Below are 21,384 nucleotides of genomic sequence, written 5' to 3' on the forward strand. Positions count from 1 at the left end.
CCGCCCGGAAGAAGAGGGTGGTGGACCGGGAACCGGCGTTGGCCTGGACGGCACCCGGCCCACCACGTGCGGCCTGATCGTGGGAATCAGGCCGTGCGGCGCCGACGTGCGGGCGACGGCGCCGCTCTATAGGTGGCCCGGGCCCTCGTGGGAAGGGCCCGGGCAGGCCGTCAACCGATCAGTCGGTCGTAGTCGGCCAGGGCCAGGGCGATGTCGACCTGGGCCCAGAAGCGGTGGTAGTTGAAGACCGGCGCCGGTCCACCGTTGAGGTAGGCCTCGACCTTGGGGAAGTCGGGGTCGTCCCGGAGGAAGGAACGGATGTCCAGGAAGGACTTGCCGGGGGCGACGACGTCACCGTTGGGCATGGTGCCGCTGTAGCCGGACGGGACGAACAGGCCCTGGCCGGTGGAGGCGTCGTAGACGTCGTCGAACCGGTTGTAGTCGGCCTTGGTCTCCGGGACGGAGATGCCGAGGTCGTCCTTGTGCGTGAGCAACGCGTCCAGCAGGGCCTTGGCGGTGCTCTGCGCCTGCGTGTTGCCGGACTTCGCGCCGTAGTAGACGAGCGTCCGGGCGTAGGCGCCGACCACGCCGACGTCCTGCGTGTGGTCGACGACGGTGACGTGCAGGCCGCTGTTGTTGACGCTGGTGGTGCCGGCCTGCCAGTTGCCGCCGGGCTGGCCGGACCAGCGCAGCGTGGACGGGACCTGGTAGTTGGTGCCGTTCACCGTGGTGTTGGCGAGCGCCCAGGCGACCCACTTGTCGAGCAGCGCCTTGGCACGGGCGTCACCGGACTCGTGGTAGTACTCGGCGACGCGCTCCATGCTCCACGCCTGGAAGCCGAACCACTGGTTGGACGGCGGGTCGTGGTAGACCGGCTTCTCGTCGTAGACCATGCCGTAGAACGTGGGCACGCCGGCCGGGCGGGCGCTGTAGTTGCCCTTCCAGCTGTTGGTCGCGCCACCGGCGATGGCACCCTCGGCCGACTGCAGCCAGGTGTAGAAGTCGATCTGACGGGTGAGCGAGGTCGCCCAGTCCGCCTTGGCCGTGGCCGACTTCGGGTTCAGCTCGGGCACGGTCGACAGCGCCCAGGCCGCGAACGGGTTCTGGTATCCGCCGTGGTTGTGGCTGGAGCCGATCCGCCACGACCAGTTGCCGTTGTTGGCGCCGTACGAGCCGCCCCACGCGTAGTACCAGGACAGCAGGTACGAGGCGCTGTCCTTGCCGGTGCCGGCCGGGCAGGAGGTGGAGGCGCAGCCGGGCTGCTTGAAGTACTTGTCGTACATCGCGTAGCGCAGGTAGTCGCCCATCTTCGCGGCGTTCGCGATGGTGGCCGAGATCTGCGACTGGTTGCCCTGCTCCTTGGCCCACTTCAGCGCCCAGTAGGCGGCCTGGACCGCGCGCGCGTCGGCGTCCGGCGCGTTGGTGTAACGCCACTGCTGCGCGTACGACGAGTCACCGATGAAGATCGGCAGGAAGCCGCCGTTGCCGGTGCGCCCGAAGTTGAACGTCTCGCAGCTCGGGTGCGGCACGGTCTCGAAGACCGATTCCTGCGGACCGCGCTGGTACGTGTTGATGTACGCCGGCCGGCTGGTGCCGTTGCCGCAGTTGCCGAAGCCGTAGACGTTGTCCACGTCGATCAGCCAGTGCATGCCGTAGACGCTGGTGGTGCCGTAGGAGGCCTGCAGTTCCGCGGCGAGCGGGTCCGCGCCGACCTTGACCGTCGAGTCGATCTTGCCGCCGACGCCCGGGTACTGGCTGGGCAGGTCGGCCTCGGGCGCGTAGTCCGCCGGGTCGGACGCGTTGTAGTTGCTCTGCGTCTCCTTCGGGATGATGTACTGCTCCATCACCCGCCAGGCGTTGTTGAACGGGGTCCAGTTCTCGGTGACGCGGCCGTACTGCGCCTCCAGGAGCAGCCAGTAGCTGAACGCCTCGGACGTGGTCTCGTGACCGTGGTCCGGCGCCTCGACCAGCAGCGTCTCGACGGAGTGGTACGGCACGCCCTCAGGGCTGAAGTACCCGTTCGCCGGCGCCTTGATCTTGTTGTAGAGCTCCATGAACTCTTCGCCGTACGCGCCGCCCGGGGTGCCGCCACCGTCGTTGTCGGTCTCGGTGACCGTGGTGACGGAGGAGGTGAAGCCGCTGGCGGACGCGGTGATCGTGGCGGTCCCGTTCGCCGTGTCGGCGTCCTCGGCCGCGTTGATCGGCACGCTGATGCCGGTGCTCCAGTTGGCCGCGGTCAGCGTGGCGGTGCTCGCGCCGAGCGTGACGTCCGCGTCGCCGGTCTTGGCCAGCGCCACCGTCACGTTGGACGTGGGCGCCGCGCTCAGCTTGACGTTGAGCGCGGCGCTGGCGCCCTCCGCCACCTGGAGCGTGGCCGGGGTGACGATGCTGCTCGCGGACGTGCCGGTGACGGTGAACGCGTGCTCGTCCGTGCCGGTCAGCCCGGCGTTGTCGTACGCCCGGGCCTGCACGGTGTAGCTGCCGGCCGGCAGTCCGGTGGTGTCGTAGCCGTACGGCGCCGTGGTGTCCGTGTTGATCAGCAGGCCGTTGCGGTAGAACTCGACCTTGGCGATCGAGCCGTCCCCGTCCGCCGCGGTCGCGGCGAGGTTGACGTTCGCCGGCGCGGTGAACGTGGCGCCGTCGGCCGGGCTGGTGAGCGAGACGGTCGGCGCGGCGTTGGCGGCCCCGGCACACGTGGTGCCGTTGAGCGTGAAGGACGCCGGCTTCGCGTTGGTCCCGCTGTAGCTGCCGTTGAAGCCGAGCGTGATGGACGCGCCGGTGGCGAGGCTGCCGTTCCAGGCCTCGTTGCTCGCGGTCACGTTCTGGCCGGACTGACTGAACTTCGCGGACCACCCGTTCGTGACCTGCTGGTTGCCCGGGAAGGTCCAGCCGAGGTTCCAGCTGCTGACCGGGTCGCCGAGGTTCTTGAGCGTCACGCTCGCGGTGAAGCCGTTGTTCCAGTCGTTGGTGGTGTATACGACGTCACAGGCGGTCGCGGCGTAGGCCATGCTGACCGGTACGGTCACCATCCCGCCTGCGACCAGCACGCCGGCGGCGGTCATCGCCAGCCGTCTCCTGCTGGGCCGAATTCTCATCTGCTGATGTCTCCTCGCGGACCGGGCGTCATGCGTCCGCACGGGTGGAGCCGCGCGCGCAAATCGGACATGCCGACGCCGAGAAAGGTGGGGATGCGCACTGGGCGGCCGCACCGGAGACAGCTCCGGGGCCCTCGGCGACCCGTCAAGCGTGGGGTTCTGTGGCTCCCGTCACGCGATGTTCGACAGTCTCGCATGGGAGCGCTCCCGGAGCAACCCATAGATGATGGTAAGTGATCCCACCGGCGCTGAGCTGCGATTTCACGCCACGAAGCCACGGCCCGAATGTTTCGGGCTCATTTTGGGGCTTTCACAAAGACGTGACGGGGGATACAGTCCAATCAACGTCGATGGGAGCGCTTCCATCGACACCATTGAGTGAGAGTGCTACACCGGCACCGGTCGTAGCAGTCGCCCAACCGTAAGGCTGGCGGCGGGCCAGCCCGGACTCCGCCACCAGCCGACCCATCGACCCGGTCGAAAGGAGGTGGGAACCACCAGCCACTCGCGTGGCCCGGCTCCCGCGCGACACGCACTCGAGGAGGCCATTCCAACAGTGCGTGCGTTTCTTGAACCCGCAGAGATGCAGAGTTGCAGAGGTTCGGTGGGGACGGGGGTTGCCCTCCCCGTCCCCACACTAGTACCCGGGCGCATCTTCAGGCGCCCGGTGTCACAAAGATTTCACGGGCCAAGGCAGCGACGCCGCCGGACGGCGGTCATTCTCGGTCGCGCCGACTCGCCCCGATCACCCGCCCCAGCGGTGAGACTGATCATCATCCGACCTGTTCATACCCATCCGCCATGGTCTGCGATAGCCTCGGGAGCGCTCCCACGCACGGTGGATGGGGCACCTCCCAGAGGGGATCACCAGCATGTCCGTACCGACCCGGCAGGCCTCGCCGGCCGCGCCTCCACCCGCCTCAGTGCTCCCGGCCGTGCCGGTCGAGCCGAGCCCGGACCCGGAAGCGCGCCTCGGCCTGCGATTTCCGGAGGGCTTCGGCTGGGGTGCCGCGACGTCCGCCTACCAGATCGAGGGCGCGGCACGCGAGGACGGCCGTGGGCCGTCCGTGTGGGACACGTTCGCATACACGCCCGGCCGCGTCGCCAACGGGGACACCGGCGACACCGCCTCGGACCACTACCGGCGGTACGCCGAGGACCTCGACCTGATCCGTGACCTGGGGCTCCGGTCGTACCGCTTCTCGATCTCCTGGCCGCGCGTGCAGCCGGACGGCCGCGGCGCGATCAACCAGCGCGGGCTCGACTTCTACCGCCGGCTGGTGGACGGCCTGCTGGAGCGCGGCATCAGCCCGATGGCCACACTCTTCCACTGGGACACCCCGCAGGCGCTGCAGGACGACGCCGGCTGGGCGAACCGGGACACCGCGTACCGCTTCGCGGACTACGCCACCGCGGTCTTCGAGGCGCTGGGTGAGTCCGTACCGGTCTGGCTGACCATCAACGAGCCGAAGACCGTGGTGCAGAACGGCTACATCACCGGCCACCACGCGCCCGGCATCCGGGATGAGCCGACGGCGTACCTGGTCGGGCACCACCTGGCCCTGGCGCACGGTCTCGGCGTACAGGCGCTGCGCGCGACCGGATCGGGGTCCCGGATCGGCGGCGCGCTCAACCTGCACCCGTGCTACGCCGCGGACGACAGCGACGCGACGTCGGACGCGGTCCGGCTCTACGACGGCTACGAGAACCGGTTCTACCTCGACCCGATGTTCAAGGGGCACTACCCCGAGGACGTGCTGGCCGACCAGGGACCCGACTCGCCGCTGGTCCGGGGCATCCGGGACGGCGACCTGGAGATCATCAAGCAGCCGATCGACATCCTCGCGGTCCAGTACTACACGCCGATCTACGTGACCACCGACGGCGGCACCGTGCAGAAGTGGCCGACCACCCAGGCCGCCTGGCAGCAGGTCTACCCGCCCGGCATGTACGACATCCTCACCCGGGTGACCCGCGACTACGCGCCGCCGTCGATCACCGTGACGGAGAACGGCCTGCCCTGCGCGGACGAGGTCGGCGTGGACGGCTCGGTCGACGACGCGGGCCGGATCAGCTTCCTCCGCGACCACCTCGCCGAGGCGCACCGCGCGATCGGGGACGGCGTGCCGCTGGAGAGCTACCACGTGTGGTCGCTGATGGACAACTTCGAGTGGGAGGTCGGATACGACCAGCGGTGGGGTCTGATCTACGTGGACTACCCGACCCAGCGCCGCATCCTGAAGCGCAGCGCGAACTGGTACCGACGGGTCATCTCCGACAATTCCCTCTAAAAGCATTCCCGGGGGTACGCCGTGCGCGGCGTACCCCCTTATTTTGTCCTTTGATCGTTTGTCGAGGTTGCGCGCGCGACGGACACTTGGCCTCATGCCCGAGCCCGCCGCCGGAACCCGCCTCAACGGCCGCTACGTCCTCGACGGGCGGATCGGCCTCGGCGGCATGTCCGAGGTCTGGCGCGCGGCCGACGAGACGCTCGGCCGCGCGGTCGCCGTCAAGATCCTCTCGGGTGCGGCCGCCGAGGACCAGCTGCTGCGCGCCGCGATCCGCCGCGAGGCCCGCGCCGCCGCCCGGATGACCCACCCGCACGCCATGCACGTCTACGACTACGGCGAGTTCGCGTTCGACGACGTCGTGCTGCCGTACATCGTGATGGAGCTGGTCGACGGCGCCACGCTCGCGGACCTGCTGGTCAACGGCCCGCCACTGCCGTGGCGCGCCGCCGCCCGGATGGCCGCGGAGATCTCGGCCGCGCTCGCGGACGCGCACCGGCTCGGCGTGGTGCACCGCGACATCAAACCGGCCAACGTCATGCTCACGCCGAAGGGCGCGGCGAAGGTGCTGGACTTCGGCATCGCCACGCTCGTCGCCGGCGACACACCGCACGCGACCGGCTCCTTCACCGGCCAGCGGATCGGCGGCACCGAGATCCTGGACGGCTGGCTCGCCGGCACCCCGCCGTACGCGGCACCCGAACTGCTGCTGCGCGGCGAGGCCGGTCCGCCGGCGGACGTGTACGCGGTCGGCGCGACGCTCTACGCGGCCCTGACCGGCGAACCGCCCCTGGCGATCACGTCGTGGGAGGAGGCCGCCGCCGTCCACCGCTCCGGCGTGGCCTCCCCCGCCCCGCTGCCCCCCGCGGTGCCGGAACCGCTGGCCGCCGCGGCCCTGGCCTGCCTGTCCCGCGACCCGGAGACGCGGCCCTCGGCCGCCTCCATCGCACGGATCTTCGGCCGGTACGCCGCCGGCGCGCTCCCCGCCCCCACCACACCGATGCCGGCCGGCCCGATGCCGGCCGGCCCGATGCCGGCTCACCCGGCGTCCCCGGCGCCGGTGTCCCCGGCGCCGGTGTCGCCCGGCCCGATCCCGCCGGGCACGGGTTTCCACGGGCCGGGTCCGGTGTCGCCCGCCCCGGGTGGCGGCGGGCCGGCTCCCCTCTCGCCGGCCGCGGCGGCGTCCGGTCCGGGCTTCGGCGGGCCGGCGCCCGTCTCGCCCGCCGTCGCGCCGCCCGGTCACGGCGCGGCCGGTCACGGCTTCGGCGGGTCGGCTCCCGGCGCCCCCGCGTCCGGTCGCGGCCCGGCCGATGGCGGCTCGGCCGGTTCCGGCTTCGGTGGGTCGAACCCCGGCGCCGCGCGATCCGGCAACGGCTCCGCGGGTGGCGGCTCGGCCGGTTCGGGGTTCGGCGGGGCGGTGCCGGTGTCGCCGGCCGCCGGCTCACCGGCCGGGCGTTTCGCGCCGGGCGCCGCGTCGGTGCCGGCCGCACACACCGCGGCCGACGTGCCGTTCCCGGCGCACGCCCCGCTCCCGGTCGGCGGCCGCTCCTGGCCCGACCGCCTGCGCAGCCCACGCGGCGTCGGGGTGCTCGCGACCGGCTTGATCACCGGCGGGGTGGCCCTGGTCGCCCTGGCCGCGATATTCCTCGGTCCCGGTAGCGGCCGCGACCCCGCCGTGTCCGCACCCGATCGCGGCACCGCGCCCGCCGCCGCCCCGGAGAAACCGGCCGGCGCGCCCTCCCCGAGCCGCACCCCGTCGCGCTCGCCGTCCCCGTCCCCGTCCGGCGACGAGGAGGACACCGTCGAGGCCGGCACCATCCTCAACCGGCTCGACGCCGCCCTGGCACAGGGACTCGTCAGTCGCGACATCAACGCGCGCGCCGGAAGCCGCCTGTTCGACGACCTCCGCGATCTCCGCCGCGACATCGACGACCCGGAGAAGCTCTCAGACGGCGCCGCCGACCTGCAGGAACGCTTGGAACGCCTGGCCGACGACGGCGACATGTCCCCGGACACCGCCTCCGACATGATCGAAATCGTCGACGACCTGGTGGTCTGACGCCTCCGCTGCCGGTCTGACCACTCCGCTACGCGAACACGCCCGGATCTCCGGCGGTCCCCGGACCTCCGGCCGCTCGCGGGCGGCAGCTTCCCCGGGCGGCAGCTTGCTCGCGGACGGCACGGGTTCCGCAGACCACACGGGTTCCGCGGGGCTCGCACCGTTCCACACACCGCAGCAGTTCCCAGGCCGCACCGGTTCCGCTCACCGCAGCGGTTCTCCGGTTGCACGGGTTCCGCGGCTGCACGGATTCCGCGGGCCGCAAGGATTCCGCGGGCCGCAAGGATTCCGCGGGCCGCAACGTTTTCGCGGCCGAAGGCGCGTTGCGTAGCCGAAGGCGTTGCGTGACCGAAGCGGAAGGCCAGCATGATCCAGACGCGCGGCGGAGATCATTCGGCTGTGCCGCGACCTCGGGGCGCGAAGATCGAATCGGTGCGGCGGCCGGCGCGCTCGGCAGGCGGCGGGACCGGTGCCGACCGCTGGTTGCCGCGCACCGTGCGGACGCGGCCCGCTTACGCTCCCGGCAGTTCCGCGATCGCCTCGATCTCGATGAGCAGGTCCGGGTGGATCAACGCGGACACCTCGACCAGCGAGCTGGCCGGCGGGTTCCGCACGTCGACGAACATGTCCCGGGCCGCGCGCACGTCCGCGACCGCGGAGACGTCGCGGACGAAGTACGTGAGCTTGACCAGGTCCGCGAACGAGGCCCCGGCCGCTTCGAGCACGGTGCCGAGGTTCTGGAACGTCCGCTCGGCCTGCGCGCGCATGTCGCCGACGCCGACCACCGCGCCCTCGGAGTCGAACGGCACCTGGCCGGAGACGAACAGCAGCCCGCCCGCGCGCATGGCGTGGCTGTACCCGGGCGGTGTGGCGAGCGCGGGTGAGTTGACCGCTTCAGGCGACATACGGGGCATCCTACGAACAGCGCGTTCCGGGCGGGCGGCCGGTGCGGCGCACCGCCGTGCTGCGGGCGCCGGCGCCGGGACGCCGCCGTTCCGCAGCACAGCGGTGCTGTCTCATCAGTACGGCAGGGAGCCCTGGAGCTCGGCGCGCAGGGCGGGCGTGAGCATCTCGCCGGTCTGCTTGGCCAGGCGGGCCATCTCGTAGCCGACGACGCCGATGTCGGCGTCCCGGACCGCGAGCGTGGCCAGGATGGAGCCGTCGCGGATGCTCATCACGAGCAGGAAGCCGCGGCCCATCTCGACCACGGTCTGCTTGACGACGTCACCGTCGAACATGGTGGCCGCGCCCTGGGTGATGCTGTACAGGCCGGACGTGACCGCGGCCAGCTTGTCCGCGTTGTCGCGGGGCAGGCCGTCGGACACGGCGAGGAGCAGGCCGTCGGAGGAGACCACGATCGCGTGGGCGACACCGGGGACCCGCTGGGCGAACGCGTCGACCAGCCAGCTCAGGTCGCGCGCCTCCTGGCTCAGCACGGTCATTGCCTGTCTCCCTCCCACCGGATCGCCGTGTGCGACCCGGTGTTTTCTGTTGTTTCCTCGGTCTCAGCGGCGCGGATGCCGCTGTAGAACCTGCTGAGCGTCGTTCCGGTCGCCTCCGGGTCCAGCTCCGCGACCTTGCGTTCGGGCGCGCGGCCGGCCGGGGCCGGAGTGCCGCCCTGGCCGTCGGGGAGCTGGGCCATCGGGACTCGCATGGGTAGGCCGGCCGAGTTCGTGCCGCCGGTGACCGGGGCCGCGGGGGCCGTCGGCGTACGGTCGAGCGCGGTCGTGCCGCCGGTCGGTTTGCCGGCGCCGGACCGGTTCCACCAGGTGCCGCCGCCGGACGCGCCGCTGGCCGCGCCGAGCACGTCCTCCGCGCGGATCGGCCGGGCCGGGCGCGCGGCCGGGGCGGCGGAGACGGGCGACGCGGCGACCGGATACTCGCCGCTGCTCTCGGCCGCGCGCCGACCGCTGAACGCGTCGTACGCGGACGGCATCGCGAACGCACCCGAGTCGGACGGGCCGCCGGAGCCGTACACCGGGTAGCCACCGGACTCCTCCGGCCCCACCGGCCCGGAAGACCCGGCAGGCCCGGAAGACCCGGCAGACCCGGAAGGTCCGGCGAACCCGGAAGGTCCGGCGGGCCCGGCGAGTGCGGCCGGCGCGAAGGACCCGTAGGGCGCCGGTGACGACGGACCGAACGTCGGGCCGGCCGGCAGCTCCGGCCGCGCCGTGACGCCGGACGCGGCCGAGCCGTAGACCGCACCGCCGCTGGTCCGGACCGCCTCGGTCGGCGCCGGTCCCGGCGGCGTCGGCACGGCCGAGATGACGCCGCCGCTTCGCTGCTTCGGCACCAGCGGCAGCGGCCCGGTCCCGGTCGTGTCGAAGAACGTGGCGATCTCCGGTCGCGGCTGCCCACCGGCGGGCCGCGGCGACGGCCGCACCGCGCGTGGCGCCGGCGGCTGGTTGAGCCGCAGGTCGACCGGGGGCCGCGGCGGCAGCTGGGCCGCCGCCGGGGACCGGTATCCGGTGGACGGCACCGCGGACACCGGGACCACGGTCCCGGTCATCACGCCGGCCGCCTCGAAGCCGGTCGGCACCAGTTCCCGTGAGCCGGAGCCCGGCAGGACCGGCGGCGTGCCACCGTAGACGGCGGGCAGCGCGGGCGCGGCACCGGACGCGGGCAGCGCCATCGGCGCGCTCGACTGGAGCGCCGGCAGCTGCGTGGACGGTCCGCGCAGCGCGTCGTCCCGGGGTGCCTCGGTGAGCACGGACGGCGGGATCCACACGGTGGCGATCACGCCGCGCTCGCCGGAGCGCAGGCTGACCCGGATGCCGTGCCGGGCCGCGAGGTGGCTGACCACGAAGAGGCCCATCCGCTCGGACGCGGCGACGTCGACCGCGGGCGGCTCGGCGAGCAGCTGGTTGAGTTCCTGGACGGTGCCGGGGGTCATGCCGAGGCCGTCGTCGACGACCTCCAGCACCACGGTGCCGTCCGCGGCGAGCCGGCCGGACAGGCGCACGACCGTGCTCGGCGGGCTGAACGCGGCCGCGTTGTCCAGCAGCTCGGCCAGCAGGTGCACCACGTCCGCGACCGCGTGGCCCATCACGTGCACGCCGTCCGGCGCGTCGTGGCGGACCCGGGTGTAGTCCTCGATCTCGGCGGTGGACGCGAGCACGACCGCGGACAGCGCGACCGGGTCCCGCCACCGGCGGGCGTTGTCGGAGCCGGCGAGGACCAGCAAGTTCTCGTCGTTGCGGCGCATGCGGGCGGCGAGGTGGTCCAGCTTGAACAGGTTGGTCAGCTGGTCCGGGTCGCTCTCCTCGCGCTCCAGTTCGTCGAGCAGTTCGAGCTGGCGCTCGACCAGCACCTGGCTGCGGCGGGCGAGGTTGACGAACATCGCGTTGACGTTGCGGCGCATGGACGCCTGTTCGCGGGCGACGTCGACGGCGGAGCGGTGGACGTCGACGAACGCGCGCGCCACCTCACCGATCTCGTCCCGGCCGCGGATCTGTGAATCACCGACCGAGATGTCCGGGATGCCGCGCTGCACCGAGCGGAGCCGTTCCAGCGTCTCGGGCAGCTCGGTCTGCGCAACCTTGAGCGCCTGTTCGCGGAGGCGCTTCAGCGGCCGGACGATGGACGTGCCGATCGCCAGCGACGCGATGACCGCGGCGAGCAGGATGATCAGGATCGCGGCCGCGCTGATCACGGTGCTGCGGGTCTGCGCGCCGGAGGCCTCGTCGACGGAGCCGACGCCGTCCCGGACGACCTGCGACTGGACGCCGGCCAGCACGGCCTGCCGCCGCTCGCTGGTGTCCCACCACTCGTCCGCGGCGGGGAACTTGCCGCTGGAGTTCAGCGTGATCGATTCCAGCCGGGTGAGGTCCTGGGTGGCGTCGTCCCGGGTGGTCGCTTCGTACGCGCTGATCTGCGCGGGCGCGGCCACGCTGCGGAACTCGCGGACCGCGTCCACCAGCTCGCTGCGCAGCGCGCTGTACTGGTCGAGGTCTCCCTCCGCGTACCCGGGGGCGACCTTGTCCGGGGGTTTCGCGGCCCGGAACACGATGGCGCGCTGCCGGGCCAGGATCTCCGTGATCTCCGCCATCTCGACCTGGCGTTGCAGCGCGAGCGCGAGTTCGGGCCGGTCGGAGCCGGCGGTCGGCGCGCCGAGCAGGCCGATCAGCGTGGTGATCGCCCGGGTGTACGAGTCGTCCAGCGTCTTGATCGAGCCGGGGAAGTCGACGAGCACGTTCGCCATGTCGTCGGCCAGCGTGACCCGCAGCCGGCCGATCGACTCGACCGCGCTGATCGAGTCCGTGTACGCCGCCTGCCAGGCCACCGTGCCGTTGACGTCGTCGCCGGCCGTGCGCAGCGCGGTCACCGAGGCGTCGGTCTCGGCGTAGTACTCCGCCATCGCGTTCTGCACCAGCGACGGGCGGCGGAACACGGCGGACAGGTCCTTCTGCGGGTTGACCTCGCCGATCGTCCGGTCCCGCTCGGCCTGGAGGTCGTGGATCACCTCGACGATCTGCGGGGCCAGCCGGGCCTCCCGCGCGAACTGGGCCAGGTCGAGACTCCGGCGCACGGAGTCGGTGACCTGCACGGCGGCGACCAGCATGAACGCCACCGACGGAATGACGAGCACTGCGACGATCTTCGTGCGGATCGGCCAGTCCTCGACGCGCAATCGCGACCCACCTGAGCGGGAACCGCGGCGGCGCCGGTCTGAAGGGGACGCCGATCGACGCGACGGACCCGTGGCAGAAGCCACCACACCTCCTGAGGTCCTCCGGTGCGAGGGGGGGTGAACACCGAAGATGATCACATCCAAGCAGGTGACAGCGGGAATCCCAATACGCGTGCTCGGACGTTTATCTGCGACCGTCAGTGTGGCCGACGCCTCCGTGGCGGAGTCGCCGATGGCCCATCATCCGTTCGGGTGATCCGCCAGCATGATCAACGCGGCGCCGACCGCGCCCACTTCCGGGTTGTCCACCGCCTCCACGCGGCGCGGCGCGAGCGCGGACGTGAACGCGCGCCGCCACCACGCCGAGGCCGCGACCGCGCCGCCGCCGAGGCGCACATCCACGGTACGGCCGACAGTGGACTCGAGAACGACCAGGTCATCGGCGATCTGCGCGCACACGCCGTCCATCAGCCCGGCCAGGATCTGCGGACCCGTGGTGGTCAGCCCGAGCCCACCGAGCCGGCCCTCGCCGGGCGGCGTCATGCCCGGCGGACGGTCGCCGCCGAACCGCGGATCGGCCCAGACACCGACCTGACCGGGGACGATCTCGTCGAGCGCGGCCTCCAGCGCGTCGCCCTCCGGCAGCAGCAGTGCACGCTGCGCCCAGGCGAACAGGTTGCCGCCGCCGGAGTAGGCCCGGCCGGTCACCACGCGCGTGTGGTCCAGCCGGTAGCGCCACAGCTGGGCCGGCAGCGGCGACAGCGACGCACCGGCCGGGGCCTCCTGCGCGATCCGCACGGCCGCGGACGTGCCCACGGTGATCGCCGCCCGGGACGCGTCACCGGCGCCGGAGCCGACATTGGACGCGGCGCCGTCCCCGGCCGGCGCGGCCCAGTCCGCGTCCGCGAGCGCGGGCCAGCGGCCGGCGTACTCCGCGCGCAGCCGGCCCCGCCAGCCCGGCGCGGCCAACCGGGGCAGCTCGGACTCGCGCGCGCCGGCCAGCGACAGCGCCTCCGCGTCCCAGGTCTGCGCGGCCAGGTCCAGCACGCCGGCGCCGGACGCCTGGGAGACCGAGATCGGGCCCTCGCCGAGCAGCGCGGACCACACGTACTCGCCGAGGCCGCTGAACGCGGTCGGTGCGGTGCCGGACCGCTCCCGCAGCCACGGGATGCGCACCGTCCAGTAGAGCGGGTGCCACCACGCGCCGGTCCGGTGGTGGAACGCGGCCTCGTCGTCCGGCCCGGTCGCCCGGCCGTGCGCGCGAGGACGGGTGTCGAGCCAGGTCAGGACCGGTCCGAGCGGTTTGCCGGCGCCGTCCAGCGGCAGGATCGAGTGCCACATCGCGCTGGCCGAGACGTGCGCGACACCGTCCAGCCGGCCGGCCGCGTGCAGCTCGTCCACGCACTCGATCAGCGCGCCGAGGTAGGCCTGCGCGTCGAGCGTGGCGGCGCCGTCCCCGTCCACCGTGGGGGAGAACTTGCGGCGGGCGAGCGCGCCCGGTACCGGTACCGCGTCATGGTCCAGCACCAGCGCACGCACCGAGGACGTGCCGAGGTCGAAGGCGAGGATGTTTCCGAGAGCGCTCATCGCCCGACACCGTACCCAGATATCGCTCAGGGTTTACCGACGATCTCGTGCAGCAGTCCGTAGTCGCGGGCCTGCTCCGCGGTCAGCATGCGCCCGGCACCCAGATCGTCCTCGATCCGGTGCCGGGTCTGGCCGGTCGCCTCGGCCAGCCGGACCGCGAGTTCCTCCAGCTCACGAAGGTATTGCCCGGCGGCCGCGGTGACCTGCTCCGTGGTGCCGGAGGTGGCGGACGCGTGCGGCTCGGAGAGCTTGAACCGGGCGTGCCGGTAACCGAGCCGGCGCTGCGCCGCGGCCAGCAGTGCGAGCGCGGCACCGCCCGCCTCGGAGGTGACCACCACGTGCACCGGCGACCGCATCGTGTCCATCGCGTCGACCACCGCGAACGCGGCGGCGAGTTCACCGTCCGGGCAGGCGAGGTGGATCTGGACCGGCGCGTCGCCGGCCGAGTCGAGGCTGAACAGCGCGGCCGCGGCCTGCGACGCCGCCGGCGGGGTGATCCGCCCGCGCAGCATCACGATCCGCTGGTCGAACAGCCGCTCCTCGAGCCAGGGGCTCAGCCCCTGATGGGGGTACGGCTCGGGCTCGGGCTGCCACCGGCGCGGATCGCTCATCCCTTCTGTATAGCCGCCGCTCCCCCGCCCCGCCGACCGGTTATGCCATGGGCAGATCGGCGTCGTGCACCAGCAACGCGATCTGCACCCGGTTGTTCAGGTCGAGCTTGGTGAGCACCCGGGAGACGTACGCCTTCACGGTCGCGGTGCTCATGTGCAGCTCCGCGGCGATCTCCTGGTTCGTCAGGCCACGACCGACCCGCTGCGCCACGCCGCGCTCGCCGTCGCTGAGCACGGCCAGCCGGGTGCGGGCCGCGTCCCGGCGCGGGTCCACACCGGCGCCCGCGACGTAGCCCATCATCCGGCGCAGCACCTCCGGCGACATCATCGGCTCACCGGCCGCGACCTGCCGGATCGCGTCCGCGATCCGGGCCGGCGGGGTGTGCTTGAGCAGGAAGCCACCGGCCCCGGCCCGGATCGCGCGCTGCACGTGCCGGTCGGTGTCGAACGTGGTCAGCACGATCACCTCGGGCGGATCCCGGCGGGCCCGCAGCGCCTCCGTCGCGGCCAGCCCGTCCATCCGCGGCATCCGGATGTCCATCAGCACCACGTCCGGCCGGAGCCGGGCGGCCGCGGCCGCCACCTGGTCACCGTCCTCGACCACACCGATGACCTCGATGTCGTCGAACCCGCCGAGCATCATCGTCAGCCCGGCCCGGACCAGTGCGTCGTCGTCGGCGATCAGGACTCTCACGGTCTCCACGGCAGCCATGCTCTCAGCCGGAACTCGCCGGTCCCGGTCCAGCCGTGCTCGATCCGGCCGCCGACCAGGTCGACCCGCTCGCGCAGCCCGATCAGGCCGGCCCCGGCACCGGGCAGCCCGCCGGAGACCGCGGCCGGATTCGTCAGCTCCACGCTCAGCCCGTCGTCCGGTCCGCCGTCGACGGTGACCCGCACCCGCGCGCCGGGCGCGTGCTTGCGCGCGTTCGTCAGACCCTCCTGGACGATGCGGTACGCGTGCCGCCCGGCCCGCCCCGGGTCCTCGTCCGGCAGCCGCGCCGTCAGCTCGATCCGCGCACCGGCCCGCCGCGACTCCTCAACCAGCGCGGTCAGGTCCGCGAGCCCGGGCTGCGGCCGGTCGGCGTCCGCGTCCGGGGCCGCGCGCAGCACGCCGATCACCTCGCGCAGGTCCTCCAGCGCGTCGTAGGCGCACTCCCGGATCACCCCGGCCGCCCGCGTCTCCTCCTCGGACGCGCCGCGCCGCACCTCCAGCGCGCCCGCGTGCACGGCCAGCAGCGAGATCCGGTGCGCGAGCACGTCGTGCATCTCCCGGGCCAGGCGCTCCCGTTCCAGGTGGCGGGCCTCCTCGACGCGCAGTCGCTGCCCCTCCTCGGCCTGCCGGGCGCGTTCCTCCAGCGACCGGACCAGTGCCCGGTGCGAGCGCAGCAGCAGGCCCGCGGAGATCAGCACCAGGTCGGCCATCAGCAGCACGGCCGCGGTCTCCCAGTACTCCCGGGTCGGGCCGCCCTCCTCCTGGAACAGCGAGAGGATCAGGGCCGCGTCCACCACGAAGATCAGGAACGCCCACCGCGCGCCGCGCCGGGACGCGACGCCGACCAGCGCGGCCGCGGACAGGCCGCCCACCGACGGCAGCGCGATCCCGACGACGCCGAGCAGCAGCCCGAGCAGCACCGGGCGGGAGCGGCGCAGCCAGAGGAAGAGCAGCACCGCGACGGTCAGACCGCCGAACTCGATCCCGAGCGGCGCGAACTCGTCATCGCCGTCGACGGTCCGGGCGACCCAGAGCCACAGCAGGCCGAGCGCCACGCTGATCGCGGTCACGGTGAGGTCGTACGTCCGGCGCATGCCGCTCACGCTAGCGGCGCCGGGCGCACCGGCGATGCGGCCGAAAGTCGACGGCGTACCGACTGACGAACATCTGCTGAACTCCGGATGGCGCGCGTCCGTTTCCGCCGTTTTCACGGCCAAGATCCTGGTTCCCCGTTCGTACGATCGCTGGCACGTTCCTACCCCGCGGATTCGAGGTGGATGGTGACCTCGCCAGTAGGTCAGTACCAGCGGCTCGACCTCATCGGCCGGGGCGGCATGGGTGAGGTCTGGCGCGCCCGCGACCTCGACCGCGGCGGCCGGATCGTGGCCCTGAAGCTGCTCGCGCCGGAGGCGCTGGACGACACCGAGCTGCGCGAGCGGTTCCTGCGCGAGATGGAGATCGCCGCCGACATCGAGAACCCGCACGTGGTGGTGGTCTACGACTTCAGCGCGAAGCTGCCCGAGCCGTACATCGCGATGCGCTACATCGACGGGCGCACGCTGGCGGACGAGATGGCGGCCGGCACGCTGACGCCGGAACGCACGGTCACGATCGTGGCGCAGATCGCGTCCGCGCTGGCCGCGGCGCACGAGCGCGGCCTGCGGCACCGGGACGTGAAGCCGTCCAACATCATGCTGGAGCGCGGCTACCTGACCGGCACCGACCACGCGTTCCTGATCGACTGGGGCATCGCGCAGCACATCGACACGTCCGACCTGACCCGGGTCGGCCAGATGGTCGGCACGCCGGCGTACGTGGCGCCGGAACGCCTGGTCAGCGACCGGGCGGACGGGCGCGCCGACATCTACTCGCTGGCCGTGGTGCTCTACGAGGCGCTGGCCGGGCGGAAACCGTTCGGCGGCCGGTTCACCATCACCGACCACCGGGACCGCGAGCCGGACCCGCTGCCGGACACCGTGCCACCGGCGCTGCGCGACGTGGTCATGCGCGGCATGGCGAAACGGCCCGCCGACCGGTACGCCGACGCGCGCGCGTTCGGGGACGCGGTCCACCGGGCCTGGCGGAGCTCGCCGACGGGCTCGGAGCCGGCGTCCGCGCGGGCTCGGCGTACCCCGGTGATCTGGTTCTCCTCCGCCGGAGGCGGCATCGGCGCGGTCGCCGGCGTCGGGCTGCTGGCCGCGGACCTGCTCGACACCACCATGGCCGTCTGGGCACTGCCCGCGCTCGTGATCGCCGGCGTGGTGGCCGGCTGGGCGCTGCGAGAGACACCCGAGGACACCGGAGGCGACGGACGATGAAGGCGCTGCGCATGGTCGCGCTGCTGGTCAGCGTGGTGCTGGTGGCGGTGGTCGCGTGGGCCGTGGTCCGCCGCGCCACCGCGTCCGGCGACGAGCCGGTGGCCGGCTGCACCGGCGAGCGGACCCGGGTGACCGGCGTGATCGGGTCGGAGAAGTCGCCGTACCTGAACGATCCGCGTGTGCTGTCCCGGCTGTCCTGCCTGGGGCTGACGCTGGTGGTCGACGCCAAGGGCTCGCGCGACATGGTCAACACGCTGTCGGACGACGCGCACCCGTACGACTTCGCGTTCCCGTCCAGCGCGTCCACGGCGGAGCGGATCCGGCAGCTGCGCGGCGTGAACGACACGTACAAGCCGTTCTCGTCCGTGATGGTGGTCGCCACCTGGCAGCCGGTCGTGACGATGCTGAAGGGCGCCGGCGTGGTCACCACCGTGCAGGACCGCTCGGTCGTGGACGTGGACGCGCTGGTCGAGCTGGCCCGCCGGGGCACCCGGTGGAACCAGCTCACCGGCAACGAGAGCTCACCGAACAACAAGGTCGTGCTGCTGCGCACGACCGACCCGAAGGACTCCGGCTCCGCGATCCAGTTCGTCTCGCTCGCGTCCGCGGCGCTCAACGGGGACCGGCCGGTCTCGTCCGCGGCCGACGTCGCGAAGGTCATGCCGGACATGTGCCGGCTGATGGCGTACCAGGGCACGAAGGAGGAGACCAGCCAGGACCTGTTCGAGCAGTACCTCAGCGACGGCCCGGCCCGGTCCCCGCTCGCGCTCGTCTACGAGCAGCAGTTCCTCGACACCACGTCCGCGATCACGGTGCCGCGGGACGGCGAGCACGTGATGCTGTTCCCGAACCCGACCGTCTACGCCCGGCACACGGTCGTGCCGTTCACCGACGCCGGCGACCGGCTCGGCCGGGTCCTGGACACCGACGAGCACCTGCAGAACCTGGCCGCGGAGTACGGCTTCCGCCTGGACGGCCGCGCGCTGACCGACCGGCCGGAGCCGCCGGTGGTGCAGGAGCCGCCGGAGTACGCGCTGCTCGAGTCGATGCTGACCGAGCTGGAGGCGAACCCCTCGTTCGACGACACCACCGGGAAGTGTGCGAAATGATCCGGCGCGTCCTCACCGCCGCCCTGGCGGTCGCCCTGCTCGCGGGCTGCACGCCCACACCCGGGCAGGACCCCGGTCCGGAGTCACCGGACGGCCCCGCGACCACGCTGCGGGTGCTGGCCGGCAGCGAGCTGGCCGACATGGAGCCGATCCTGGCCGACGCCGCGAAGGCGACCGGTGTCACCGTCGAGTTCGAGTTCACCGGCAGCCTGGAGGGGGCCGAGAAGGTGGCGAGCGGCGCCGCGTACGACGCGGTCTGGTTCTCCGCCAACCGCTACCTGGAGATGGACCCGGCCGCGAAGAGCCGGCTCGGCCCGGCCGAGCGGATCATGAGCTCGCCGGTCGTGCTCGGCCTGCGCGCGTCCACCGCGACCCGGCTCGGCTGGGCGAACCGCGCGGTCACCTGGTCCGAGATCGCGACCGCGGCGTCGCGCCGGGACTTCACGTTCGCGATGACCGACCCGGCCGCGTCGAACACCGGCTTCTCCACGCTGGTCGCGGTCGCGTCCGCGATCGACGGCAGCGGCCGGGCGCTGGACGCGGCCGCGATCGAGCGCGTGTCCGAACCGGTCAACGGCTTCTTCCGGGCGCACAGCCTGACCGCGGGCTCGTCCGACTGGCTGGCCGACGAGTTCGTCGCCCGCAACGGTCAGCTGGACGGCCTGTTCACCTACGAGTCGTCGCTGGTCGCGCTGAACCGCTCCGGCGCGTTGCCGGAGCAGCTCACGATCGTCCACCCGTCGGACGGCGTGGTCACCGCGGACTATCCGCTGACCGTGCTGGCGGACGCGCCGGAGGCGGCCCGGGACGCGCACCGGCGGCTCGCCTCCTGGCTGCGCGGCGCGGACGTGCAACGGCGGATCGGCGAGGCCACGGCCCGGCGGCCGGCGCTGCCCGGCGTACCGCTGCCCGCGGGTCTGCCGGAATCGCCGGTCGAGCTGCCGTTCCCGGAGACGCAGGCCTCACTGAAGGCGCTGCTCACCGCGTACAACGACGAGTTGCGCCGGCCGTCCCGGACCGTCTACGTGCTGGACGTGTCCGGTTCGATGGACGGGGACCGGATCATCGCGCTGAAGGCCGCGCTGTCCGGGCTGACCGGCGTGAACACGTCGTTGACCGGTGAGTTCTGCCGGTTCCGCAGCCGCGAGGACGTGGTGCTGCTGCCGTTCAGCCAGACGCCGCAGGCCGCGCGCTCGTTCACCGTCGACGCCGCGAACGCGCAGCCGTCCCGGGACGCGATCCGGGGCGCGATCGACGCGCTGCGCGTGGGCGGGGACACCGCGGTCTACGACTCGCTGGTCGCCGCGTACGCCAGCCTGGACGCGGCCGGCGACCGGGACCGGTTCGTCAGCATCGTGCTGATGACGGACGGCGAGTCGAACCAGGGCCGGGACCTGGCCGCGTTCAAGGACTTCGTGTCGCGGCGGGGCGGCGCGGCGGTCCCGGTCTTCCCGATCCTGTTCGGCGAGGCCGCGGAGCGGGAGATGCGCGAGGTCGCCGCGGTCACCCGGGGGCAGACCTGGGACGCCCGCGACGGCGACCTGACCAGGGCTTTCTGCCAGATCCGCGGATACCAGTAGAAAAATCGAACTCCGTCGCCGGTACGCCGGGGAGCCGCGCATCGCGCTCCCCGGTGCACCGAGCGTTCTCAGGCGCGAGCCGGCGCGGCGGTCAGCAGGCCGGCCACCCGGGGCAGCGCCGCGACCAGGTCCTCGCGGATCACCTCGGCCGCGATCGCGTCGTAGGGCGTCGGATCCCGGTTGATGATCACCAGCTGGGCGCCCCGCTCCACCGCGAGCGCGCACAGCGACGCGACCGGGTTCACGATCAGCGAACTGCCCGCCGCGACGACCAGCTGCGACGCGGACACGATCGCGGCCGCGTCGCCGAGCAGCCGCGCGTTCAGCCGCTCACCGAACAGCACGGTGCCGAGCTTGAGGATGCCGCCGCACGCCGTGCAGCGCGGATCGTCCTCCCCCGCCGCGACCCGCGCCCGGACCTCCGTCGTCGGCACGCCGCGCCGGCAGCCGGTGCAGTCCGTGCGGTGCATGGTGCCGTGCAGCTCCAGCACCTTCCGCTCGGCCAGCCCGGCCCGCTGCTGCAGCCCGTCGATGTTCTGGGTCAGCACGCGCAGCGCCAGCCCCGGCCGGTCCAGCGACGCGATCGCGCGGTGCGCCGGGTTCGGCTCCGCACCCCAGGCCGCGTGGTCCAGATAGGTCCGCCAGAACCGCGCCCGGACCTGGGCGTCCGCCATGAACCGGTCGTAGGTGAACGCCTCCGCCGCCGACGGGTCCCGAGTCCAGACCCCGTCCGGCCCGCGGTAGTCCGGGATGCCGGACGCGGTGGACACCCCGGCTCCGGTCAGCATCGCGACCCGGCTGACATGCTGCGCCCAGACGGGCGTCGACGCGTTCATGGCCACCGAGGCTAGGGCGCAGCCCGTACCGGCAGCGAGGGATTTTTCGGTCATGGCGTCCCTTCCGAATTGATGATCGGGGCGGCAGGATGTGCGCATGGGTGAACTCGTGCCGATGCCACGCCGGGGCGATCTCTTCTCCGATGTCCGCGGCGACGGTCGTGTCATGCGGGTCAGCTGCCACGACGAGAGCGGCATGATCGTGCTGTCGCTCTGGACGGACCGTCAGTGCCGGGCGTCGTTCCGGCTGGACGGCGCGGACGTCCCACGCCTGCTCGAGACGCTCGGCAGCCTGCGGCCCGTCGCGCCGGCGCAGCGGCTCGACCCGGCCCGGCAGGACCCGGCCGACCTGCTCTCCTGGGACCCGTCCGGGCTGTCCGTCTCCGCCGAGGCGGAGATCGGCGAGCCGGAGCCGCAACGCGTGCCGCGCACCGGCGCGTACGACGTGGTCGTCCGCCCGATCTCACCCGCGCCACGCGACCCCGGCCAGTGGCCGCCCGCCGCGGCCGGCTGACCTGAGGGTTACCCTGGGTGATTGTTTCCACCGGTGGCGGGGCGT

Annotated in this window: 15 protein-coding genes; 6 read left to right on the forward strand and 9 right to left on the reverse strand. The window is 72.8% G+C overall.

Going from position 1 to position 21,384, the window contains the following annotated elements; translation table 11 throughout:
• Window positions 1–170: 170 nt before the first annotated feature.
• Window positions 171–3,095, reverse strand: coding sequence for a glycoside hydrolase family 48 protein (locus tag J2S44_RS07270; RefSeq protein ID WP_310410074.1), 2,925 nt, complete (start codon window positions 3,093–3,095; stop codon window positions 171–173).
• A gap of 872 nt (window positions 3,096–3,967) precedes the next feature.
• Here J2S44_RS07270 and J2S44_RS07275 point away from each other — a divergent pair.
• Together J2S44_RS07275 and J2S44_RS07280 are read left to right on the forward strand one after the other, a co-directional pair.
• A complete protein-coding gene (locus tag J2S44_RS07275) occupies window positions 3,968–5,386 on the forward strand; it encodes a GH1 family beta-glucosidase (RefSeq protein WP_310410076.1) in 1,419 nt (472 codons plus the stop codon).
• Between the two features lie 94 nt (window positions 5,387–5,480).
• Window positions 5,481–7,442 (forward strand): serine/threonine-protein kinase, encoded by a 1,962-nt coding sequence (locus J2S44_RS07280; RefSeq protein ID WP_310410078.1) that lies wholly within the window; start codon window positions 5,481–5,483, stop codon window positions 7,440–7,442.
• 512 nt (window positions 7,443–7,954) lie between these two features.
• Here the strand turns inward: J2S44_RS07280 and J2S44_RS07285 are convergent.
• The 7 genes from J2S44_RS07285 to J2S44_RS07315 form a co-directional block, all read right to left on the reverse strand.
• Window positions 7,955–8,347: a RidA family protein gene (locus J2S44_RS07285; protein ID WP_310410080.1), complete on the reverse strand. Its 393-nt coding sequence runs from the start codon at window positions 8,345–8,347 to the stop codon at window positions 7,955–7,957.
• A 114-nt stretch (window positions 8,348–8,461) separates the two neighbouring features.
• The gene (locus J2S44_RS07290) at window positions 8,462–8,884 is read right to left on the reverse strand and encodes a roadblock/LC7 domain-containing protein (RefSeq protein WP_445343956.1); all 423 of its coding nucleotides are present in this window, start codon (window positions 8,882–8,884) and stop codon (window positions 8,462–8,464) included.
• Entirely contained in the window at window positions 8,881–12,072 is a 3,192-nt protein-coding gene (locus J2S44_RS07295; RefSeq protein WP_310410082.1) for a sensor histidine kinase, read from the reverse strand. The genes J2S44_RS07290 and J2S44_RS07295 overlap by 4 nt, the downstream gene beginning before the upstream one ends.
• A gap of 240 nt (window positions 12,073–12,312) precedes the next feature.
• Window positions 12,313–13,659 carry an FGGY family carbohydrate kinase gene (locus J2S44_RS07300; RefSeq protein WP_310410083.1) on the reverse strand — a complete coding sequence of 449 codons (1,347 nt, stop codon included), beginning with the start codon at window positions 13,657–13,659 and terminating at the stop codon, window positions 12,313–12,315.
• Window positions 13,660–13,685: 26 nt separating this feature from the next.
• The gene (locus J2S44_RS07305) at window positions 13,686–14,270 is read right to left on the reverse strand and encodes an ATP-dependent Clp protease proteolytic subunit (protein WP_310410085.1); all 585 of its coding nucleotides are present in this window, start codon (window positions 14,268–14,270) and stop codon (window positions 13,686–13,688) included.
• Between the two features lie 40 nt (window positions 14,271–14,310).
• Window positions 14,311–14,982: a response regulator transcription factor gene (locus J2S44_RS07310; RefSeq protein ID WP_310410087.1), complete on the reverse strand. Its 672-nt coding sequence runs from the start codon at window positions 14,980–14,982 to the stop codon at window positions 14,311–14,313.
• A complete protein-coding gene (locus tag J2S44_RS07315; RefSeq protein ID WP_310410089.1) occupies window positions 14,961–16,076 on the reverse strand; it encodes a sensor histidine kinase in 1,116 nt (371 codons plus the stop codon). Before J2S44_RS07315 ends, J2S44_RS07310 begins: the two co-directional genes overlap by 22 nt.
• A 186-nt stretch (window positions 16,077–16,262) precedes the next feature.
• Here J2S44_RS07315 and J2S44_RS07320 point away from each other — a divergent pair, with 186 nt between their 5' ends.
• From J2S44_RS07320 to J2S44_RS07330, 3 genes are read left to right on the forward strand one after another with little or no spacing between them, the layout of a single operon-like run.
• The gene (locus J2S44_RS07320) at window positions 16,263–17,300 is read left to right on the forward strand and encodes a serine/threonine-protein kinase (protein ID WP_310410091.1); all 1,038 of its coding nucleotides are present in this window, start codon (window positions 16,263–16,265) and stop codon (window positions 17,298–17,300) included.
• Entirely contained in the window at window positions 17,297–18,409 is a 1,113-nt protein-coding gene (locus J2S44_RS07325; protein WP_310410093.1) for a substrate-binding domain-containing protein, read from the forward strand. The genes J2S44_RS07320 and J2S44_RS07325 overlap by 4 nt, the downstream gene beginning before the upstream one ends.
• Complete coding sequence (locus tag J2S44_RS07330) at window positions 18,406–19,989, forward strand: substrate-binding and vWA domain-containing protein (protein ID WP_310410096.1); 1,584 nt, start codon at window positions 18,406–18,408, stop codon at window positions 19,987–19,989. Before J2S44_RS07325 ends, J2S44_RS07330 begins: the two co-directional genes overlap by 4 nt.
• A 68-nt stretch (window positions 19,990–20,057) precedes the next feature.
• Here the strand turns inward: J2S44_RS07330 and J2S44_RS07335 are convergent, their stop codons facing one another.
• Window positions 20,058–20,825, reverse strand: coding sequence for an SIR2 family NAD-dependent protein deacylase (locus J2S44_RS07335; RefSeq protein ID WP_310410098.1), 768 nt, complete (start codon window positions 20,823–20,825; stop codon window positions 20,058–20,060).
• 97 nt (window positions 20,826–20,922) lie between these two features.
• On the opposite strand from J2S44_RS07335, the gene J2S44_RS07340 reads away from it, so the two are divergent.
• On the forward strand, window positions 20,923–21,339 hold the full coding sequence (locus tag J2S44_RS07340) for a hypothetical protein (protein ID WP_310410100.1): 417 nt from the start codon (window positions 20,923–20,925) through the stop codon (window positions 21,337–21,339).
• The last annotated feature ends 45 nt before the right edge of the window (window positions 21,340–21,384 follow it).

The sequence above is a fragment of the Catenuloplanes niger genome (assembly GCF_031458255.1).
Classification (GTDB): domain Bacteria; phylum Actinomycetota; class Actinomycetes; order Mycobacteriales; family Micromonosporaceae; genus Catenuloplanes; species Catenuloplanes niger.